The 7,194-nt window shown below is 63.8% G+C and carries 8 protein-coding genes; 7 read left to right on the top strand and 1 reads right to left on the bottom strand.

All coding sequences use genetic code 11. The features are described from left to right. Positions 1–75: 75 nt before the first annotated feature. Positions 76–702 carry a recombinase family protein gene (locus tag AC07UK_RS30115; RefSeq protein ID WP_494687090.1) on the bottom strand — a complete coding sequence of 209 codons (627 nt, stop codon included), beginning with the start codon at positions 700–702 and terminating at the stop codon, positions 76–78. A gap of 579 nt (positions 703–1,281) precedes the next feature. On the opposite strand from AC07UK_RS30115, the gene AC07UK_RS30110 reads away from it, so the two are divergent. The 7 genes from AC07UK_RS30110 to AC07UK_RS30080 all read left to right on the top strand — a co-directional run bounded on the left by AC07UK_RS30110 (position 1,282) and on the right by AC07UK_RS30080 (position 7,103). Beyond that, positions 1,282–2,946, top strand: a complete 1,665-nt coding sequence (locus tag AC07UK_RS30110; RefSeq protein WP_494687089.1) for a PRTRC system ParB family protein — start codon at positions 1,282–1,284, stop codon at positions 2,944–2,946. Positions 2,947–3,011: 65 nt separating this feature from the next. Beyond that, positions 3,012–3,470, top strand: coding sequence for a PRTRC system protein E (locus tag AC07UK_RS30105; protein WP_494687088.1), 459 nt, complete (start codon positions 3,012–3,014; stop codon positions 3,468–3,470). A gap of 11 nt (positions 3,471–3,481) precedes the next feature. Further along, complete coding sequence (locus tag AC07UK_RS30100) at positions 3,482–3,700, top strand: PRTRC system protein C (RefSeq protein ID WP_340526888.1); 219 nt, start codon at positions 3,482–3,484, stop codon at positions 3,698–3,700. A gap of 102 nt (positions 3,701–3,802) precedes the next feature. Continuing rightward, entirely contained in the window at positions 3,803–4,933 is a 1,131-nt protein-coding gene (locus AC07UK_RS30095) for a PRTRC system protein F (RefSeq protein WP_494687087.1), read from the top strand. Between the two features lie 9 nt (positions 4,934–4,942). Continuing rightward, complete coding sequence (locus AC07UK_RS30090) at positions 4,943–5,659, top strand: PRTRC system protein B (RefSeq protein WP_494687086.1); 717 nt, start codon at positions 4,943–4,945, stop codon at positions 5,657–5,659. 8 nt (positions 5,660–5,667) lie between these two features. Further along, the gene (locus AC07UK_RS30085; RefSeq protein WP_494687085.1) at positions 5,668–6,309 is read left to right on the top strand and encodes a PRTRC system protein A; all 642 of its coding nucleotides are present in this window, start codon (positions 5,668–5,670) and stop codon (positions 6,307–6,309) included. Further along, positions 6,309–7,103 carry a PRTRC system ThiF family protein gene (locus AC07UK_RS30080; RefSeq protein WP_494687084.1) on the top strand — a complete coding sequence of 265 codons (795 nt, stop codon included), beginning with the start codon at positions 6,309–6,311 and terminating at the stop codon, positions 7,101–7,103. Before AC07UK_RS30085 ends, AC07UK_RS30080 begins: the two co-directional genes overlap by 1 nt. The last annotated feature ends 91 nt before the right edge of the window (positions 7,104–7,194 follow it).

The following is a 7,194-nucleotide window of genomic DNA, read 5'->3' as shown; positions in this document are numbered from 1 at the left end:
CCCTGCAATTCCTGATACTGGTTTCTTCCCTCAATGCCTTGTCACGGTTAGCTTTGCGGGATTCTTCAGGGCCGACTAAATATTCTCCGCGCTTCTGGTCTTCAGCAAACGACTCAGCGTGGAGCGAGATGCGCCTGTGGCCGCGATGACCGTGTTCCACGATTGACCGGCATCCAACATGGCGAGGATCGCTGCATTGCGCTCTTCGTTCGGAGTGCGGCCTTTGTACTTGCCTTCGGCCTTTGCGCGTTCGATACCCTGAGCGGCGCGGCGTCTGCGGTCTTCATAGTCCTTGCGGGCGATGGCCGAGAGCATATCCAACATCATCCCGCTTAGCGCCTCCAGCATTCGTGTCGTGAAGGTATCGCCGCTGGCCGCGAGTTGGTGCGAGGTCGGAAGGTCCAGCGCCACGACGCGCAACTTGCGCGATTGGATCTCGCTGCGGAGCGTGGCCCAGTCCGATTCGTTCAGCCGCGAGAGCCAATCAACCTGCTCGATGAGAATGATGTCGCCCGGATGCGAGTCGTGGAGAAGGCGGAAGAGTTCTGGGCGCTGGAGGATTGCGCCGGATCCGTTCTCCATGTACCAGGCCGCGATGCGCAGGCCTTTTTCCTTCGCGAAGGCTTGGAGTTGCTTCTTGGCGCGCTGGGCGTCTTGCTCGTCTGTGGAGGCGCGGAGATAGGCGCGGGTAAAGGTCGTCATGAGTGGCCGCCGGTTCGGCTGGTTCGCTTTGAGCGGTTCGATTATATCCGGTTCCGGATGAGTTGGATTCGCCACAAATCGAACTGGGTCTGCCGCAGGTTCCGGAAAGGCGTGCCTAAGCGAACTGGTGGCCAGGAGTGTCCGCCGCTTGCGACGACATGTCCGCGTGCAGGAGCGATCACGCAGGCCGGGTGTCCTGCGAACGCTTTCCTGACATGACACCGGGAACGACCGCTTGCCTCTCGAAGCCGCCGTAGAGGTTGCCTTGGCTTGAAGGGCAGTTCAGGGTCGGTTTCGGCCGACTCCAACGGGACGGAAGCCCCGGAGTATGGCCTCCCCGCAGATCGGCGAAGAACCCTTTCCTCCGCCAAGTTCTTGGCGTGATCGAGGCGCTTGGTATATCCTGTTGCCTACTTCAGCGTCCCTGACGCATCGACCTCGCACCATCCGGTGCACAGCTTTTTGCCGTAACTTGGCTTCCCGCATTGCCGGGGCGCCATGCCTTTCTTTCTTATCCCATCGGGAACCTGTTCCCGGTGCGGCAACGGGTTCCCCTTTTCCGCTTCGGAGAACCCCATCATGCTGAACCCCACCATCGCCGTAGGCAAGATCAATCCTGGCCGCAATCCGCGCAAGTATTTCGATCCTGCCGAAATGGCGGAACTAACCGATTCCGTTCGCGAGAACGGTGTCATCCAGCCGATCCTTATCCGTCCGTTGGGCGATGACGCATTCGAGCTGGTGGCCGGGGAGCGCCGCTTGCGTGCCGCGAAGGCGGCGCACGGCGACGACTACCCCATCCCTGTCACCATCCGCGAGATGAGCGAGGAGGAAGCCGACCGGCTCGCCCTCATCGAAAACGTCCAGCGTGCAGACATGGCACCTTCCGAGGAAGCCGTGGCCGCCGCGCGGATCGTTGGACAACTCAAGGGTGACCGCGAGGAAGCCGCCAAGATCCTGGGCTGGGCCCGCTCCACGCTGGACAAGCGCCTGGCGCTGATGAACTGCAGCACGTCCGTTCTGGACGCGCTCAACACCCGCACCATCCAGCTCGGCCATGCTGAACTGCTGGCGACGCTCGCCAAGGACAAGCAGGACAAGCTCCTGCCCGTCATCGTGGGCGAGAAGAAGTCGGTGGCAGAACTGAAGAAGACCATCGAGGCAGCCGCGTGCAGCCTCGCTACGGCGATCTTCGACAAGGCTGACTGTGCTGCCTGCTCACACAACTCATCGTTGCAGACGGAGATGTTCGGCGAGGCCATCGCGACCGGTAATTGCACCAACCGCGCCTGCTACACCCAGAAGACCGACAAGCAACTGGAAACGGTTGCCTACGGCCTGAAGGATGAGTACCCGGTGATCCGGATTGTGCGTGCGGGGGACAACCATACGCGCGTGCAACTGGTGGTGGACGGTCCGACCGGCGTCGGCGAGGAACAGGCGAAGGCCTGCCACGCCTGCGAGCACTACGGCGCGGCCGTCAGTGCGCTGCCGGACAGCATTGGCAAGGTCTTCCGCGGCCAGTGCTTCGATACGGCTTGCAACAGCAAGAAGATCGCCGCACGACTGAAGGCTGAGCGCGACGCCAAGGCGAACGCGCAGAAACCGGCCGCGGCACCCGCGGGTGCAACCACGACTGCCAAGGGCTCGACCAAGGCTCCCGCTGAGGAAAAGGCCGTCACGCATATCAGCGAGACCGAGAAGGTGAAATCCTACCGGATCGCGTTGTGGCGCAAGGCGCTGCGCCGCGAGGCTGCAAGCGTCCCCGAGACCGCCAACATCTATCTGCTGGCGGCGGCGTTGTCCGGCCTCTCACGCAACATCGGTGGCGACACCATGGGCAAGATCTTCGAGAAGCTGACGGACGAGAAGGCTTCATCCACCGACCTCAAGAAGAACCTAGCCACCGTGCAGGAGCTGGATGCCGGCAAGCGAGCAACGCTGACCACCGCGATGACTGTCGCGGCCATCGAGGGGATTGAAGTCCATCACCTCGTGGCAATGTGCCAGTACCACAAGCTGGACCTGCGCCAGCACTGGAACCTGCAGAAGTCCAAGGACTTCCTGGAGCTGCTCACCAAGTCGGAGATGAAGGTGCTGGCCGACGAGCTGGGCCTGCGTGCCGCGCTCGGTGGCAGCTTCGCCAAGGTCTTCAACAAATCCAAGCCGGATCTGATCGAGTCGTTGCTCAACGTCGATGGCTTCGATTACACGGGCAAGCTGCCCAAGGTCCTGCGCTTCTGATCGCACCCGACCGCCAACCGGCGGTCGGACCTCCTCATTAATTCCATCTTTTCAAGGATCTCCCCATGTTTCAGGAACTCGTTCCGCTCGTCGCCGCGTGCGACAAAGTTGTGCTCACGCTCACCATGAAAGGTGACGCGATGGCTGTGGTGGTAGCACCGGTGGTCTCCAAGGCCGCTGACGCCGCGCTCGCCACGCCTCTTGCCCTGACCGCCTCCCCGGCAGAACTGGACGAGGGCTTCGCCCAGGCGATCGCCTCGGTGTCGGTTTCGCATCGCTCGTTGGCCGAACAGGTCGAAGCTACGGCTTCGATCCTGAGCGCCGCAACCAGCGCGCAGTCCACCAAGGCGCAGAAGGCGCTCTCCAAGGCCAACAGCAAGCCGGCTGCATTGTCTTCGGATGATGCGGACGGGGCTGACGGCAAGGACGATAACGAGGAGGGCGAGGGCAAGGCTGCGGCCCCCGCGCCCCCGACGTCGTCGCCCGAGCCGAGCGGCACCAACCTCGCCGATCTGCTTGGATAAGGAGCGACACCATGAGCCTGACCGTCCAGCAACTGACCCGTGAGTTCACCTACAACGGCATGACCCTGATGGATCCTGGCCCGGCATTCTCGCCCGACCAGGTGCGCGACATGTACACCGCCCAGTACCCCGAGCTGACCACCGCCACGGTGGACGGCCCGGAGCACAACGGCACCGTCATGCGCTACACGTTCGTGCGTGCCGCCGGCGCCAAGGGTTGCCATGCGTAAGCGTGACTTGATGCAGGCACTGTCCAGTCCGGACTTTTGCCTGCCTTCCAACCTGAAACCGCCCGAAAGGGCGGTTTTTTCACATTCTGAGGAGATGGAATCGTGTTGTTCGATCCTCGCCCATCTGATGAAAGCTTCGTTGAATCAGGCCACGGCTGGACGCCATCGCGACAGCCTCCCGCTGCCCGACGTCGACCTGCCCATGGTTTTCTGACGCTGCCCACGCTGCCGGCCGAGATTCCCGCCCGCGGGAAGCTGCAGTATGGCGACAGCGCGGACTCCCTCAGGCTGATCCGCAAGCAGTTTGAAACCGGCGTGCTGGCGGCCCGGGACGTGCAGGGGGCGGCCAGCGCCGGCGATGCGTTCGCGCAGGCCATGTTCGCCTGGCTGCGCCGGCGCACGCCCAAGTGCAAGCGGTTGAACTTCTCGTTCGCGCTGCTCGACCTGGCTGCCGCAAGGGAGCAGGTCGATCAGTTCGGATGGGACGAAGAACTCCATGCGCCGTTGTATTTGGCGATCGAGCTGGACGAAGAGACCGTGTTCGAGATCGGGCAGCGTGCCGAAGTCATGCGCCGCGCCGATCCGGCCCTGCTGTACACGGCCATTCACCTCGTCAACGAGGCGGCGGGCCGATCGCTCTTCGTGCGCACACCGGACGAGCTGGCGGACATGTTCGCCCGTTGGTGGTGGGAGTGCGATCCGACCATGAGCGATGAGGAGGCGCGGGAGTTTCTCGCCGAGCGGTTCGGCGACGACAGCTGCGAGATCGAGCGCTACCTGCCGTCCAGGGTACTGCCAGTGCTGGCCCCGGATGACGCGGTGCCGGCGTTTGCGCGCCGGGACAAGACGGTGCGCATCGACTGCCTGCGCGCCCCGCAGCTGGAGGCGCTGGCGGGTCGCAAGCGCGGCCTGCCACGCCGCATCTGCCTGGCGCTGCGGGACCTGCAGGCGGTACTCGCCCGCACCCGGCGCAGCCGTGCGCTCAACCACGCGCAATGGGCGGAACCGGCCTACTCGGCGGCGACGCTCTGCATGTGGCGGGAGCACTGGGTCGGTCAGATCCTCGATGACCACTTTGATTCATTGAACTGCGGCGGCGAAGCCACGATGTATCAGTCGCTGATCCCGCTGGCAGACACCCCCCGCGCCATCCGGCGCCAGTTCAAGCAGCTGGCCGACATGATGGACGTCATTGCGGCACTCGACCGCGTTCTTACCTTAATTTCTGAATAGGAGGGCCACATGGCCAAGATTCATAGTGCTTCACGCGACCATGATGTGGCCCTGCAAGCGGCCATTCTGCTTTATGGGACTGACCTCAGCGCGTTCTGCTATGCCACCGCGCATCACATCGTCACCGATGGTCAGACGGGGCGACCCGTGATCGGCGCCGGCACGCCACTGAACCGGCGTGCGCTGATCCAGGCGGTGCGGCAGGTCGCCGAGGCCTCGCTGCCTAAGGGCGAGTTCCTGACGCCCAACGTGCTGTCAATCGGCCCGGATGCCATCACCTGGTGGTGTCCGCCCGGCAATCGTCGCGTGTACTTCAACTGCGAGGAGTTGGGTGATCGCAGCGCCGTGACGCCCCATCCCGGTCTGGTCTTTCTTGCGTCGCCTGCGGGCTTTCGTGTGTTCGCCCTGATCGACGATGAGCGCCCGACGCCGGATTCGATGCTGTACGAGCCGCCGTATTTCAACACCTGGGATCACGGAAAGATCTGCATCGGCACGGCCCACGTGCCCAAGCAGATCGACGCCGCGTCCATAGCCGGCTGGGAGGGGGCGTTCTTTGCTTCGGCCTTCACCCATCCCAATCACGGCGGCAAGCGTGTCAACCATGCCGACGGCTTCTACGCCTTCTGGCGCGACATGCTGGACGGGAAGTTTCCCAGCTTCCCGAAAGTCGCCCTCATTCCCATGAACCAATCGCTCGGCAACTTGATCGCCGGCCAATTCTGAGACTGAACATGCATCCGATGGACATTACCCTGCAGCAATCCTTTCCGACGGTGATGGTGCCGCGCTTCGGCGACCTGGCACCGCTGGGAACGACAGGAGAGCGCCTGCTTATCGCCGCCAACGGCGTGTTTCTGGAAGTGTCGCGGCCCTGGCTGCAGCTCGTGCGCCGCGTGGGCCAGTTCGACGTCAAGACTGCCGTGCCCTATGGCACCGTGGCCGAGGCGACGGACCTGCGCTGCGGCAAGCTGCCTGCGCACCTGATCGGGCTGTTTGCCGAGATGGCGCGTGCGGCCATGCCCAATGAGACGGGCGGCTGGATCGTCTGGAATCCGGCAACCGGCGCATTCCGGCTGGTGCCGGTCACGATCCTGTCGCACGGGCGCGGTCATTTGCAGTACGACCGGCCGGCGCTGGCCGATGGCGAGGTGCTGGTGGTGGATTGCCATTCGCATGGCAACTATCCGGCGTACTTCTCATCGACCGACAACGAGGACGACCAGCATGACGTGAAGTTCGCGTTCGTGATGGGCAACTGCCTCGCTGTGACTCCGTCGCTGTGCCTGCGGCTCTGCGCCAAGGGCATCTTCGAGGCAGTCGACCGTGTACCGGGCGACTGGTATGCGGCGGCGCAGGCCCGGGAGGTGGTGTGATGACGTTTCAACACCATATCCCCGAAACCATGCGCATCAACGCGTGGCAAGTGGTGGTGGTCGGTGCTGGCGGTACCGGTAGCGCCTTGCTGCCGGCGCTGGCCCGTCTGCACCACGCTATGCTCGAACTCGGCCACCCTGGCGGTATCGAGTGCACGGTCTACGATGACGACACGGTGAGCGAAACCAACGTCGGCCGCCAGGGCTTCTACCCCAACGACGTCGGCCAGCACAAGGCGACGCTGCTGGTGAACCGGCTGAACCTGCTGATGGGCACCCGCTGGGAGGCCCGCCCGCGACGGATCGGCAGCCAAGATCGCTTTGTCTGCGACATGGCGATCGGCTGCGTGGATTCGCGTGCTGCGCGCAAGGCTATTCTCGGCGCGCTCGAGCGCGGTTCCGGCGGCTACTACTTGGACTGCGGCAATGAGACTGACCGCGGTCAGGTGATTCTTGGCCAGGTGCGCGGCAAGCGGGAAACCCGCCTGCCCCACGTCGGCGACCTGTTCCCCGAACTGGTCGACCCCAAGGGTGACAAGGCCGACACGGCGCCGTCCTGTTCGATGGCCGACGCGTTACGCAAGCAGTCGCTGGTCATCAATCAGGCGATCGCCGTGCAGGCATTCAACCTGCTGTGGACGCTGTTCCGGACGGGCACGCTGAAGTATTCGGGCATGTTCGTCAATCTGGAGGCAGGGCGCACCAATCCGTTGCCGATCGATCCCGCCGCATGGGCCCGATTCGGCTACGACGTGGCCGCCAAGCCCGCGCGCAAGCGTGCCAAGCCGGCATGACGGCGCGTCGCCATTCCATGCACCCACCCCCGGACCGATGTTCGGGGGTTTTTTTTTGACGGCACAATTGCAACGCGCGCGTCCAGGCTGA

The organism is Cupriavidus sp. GW821-FHT07C08 (assembly GCF_059419025.1).
Note: the sequence above shows the minus strand (reverse complement) of the source record. Positions and strands in the feature narration are given on the sequence as shown.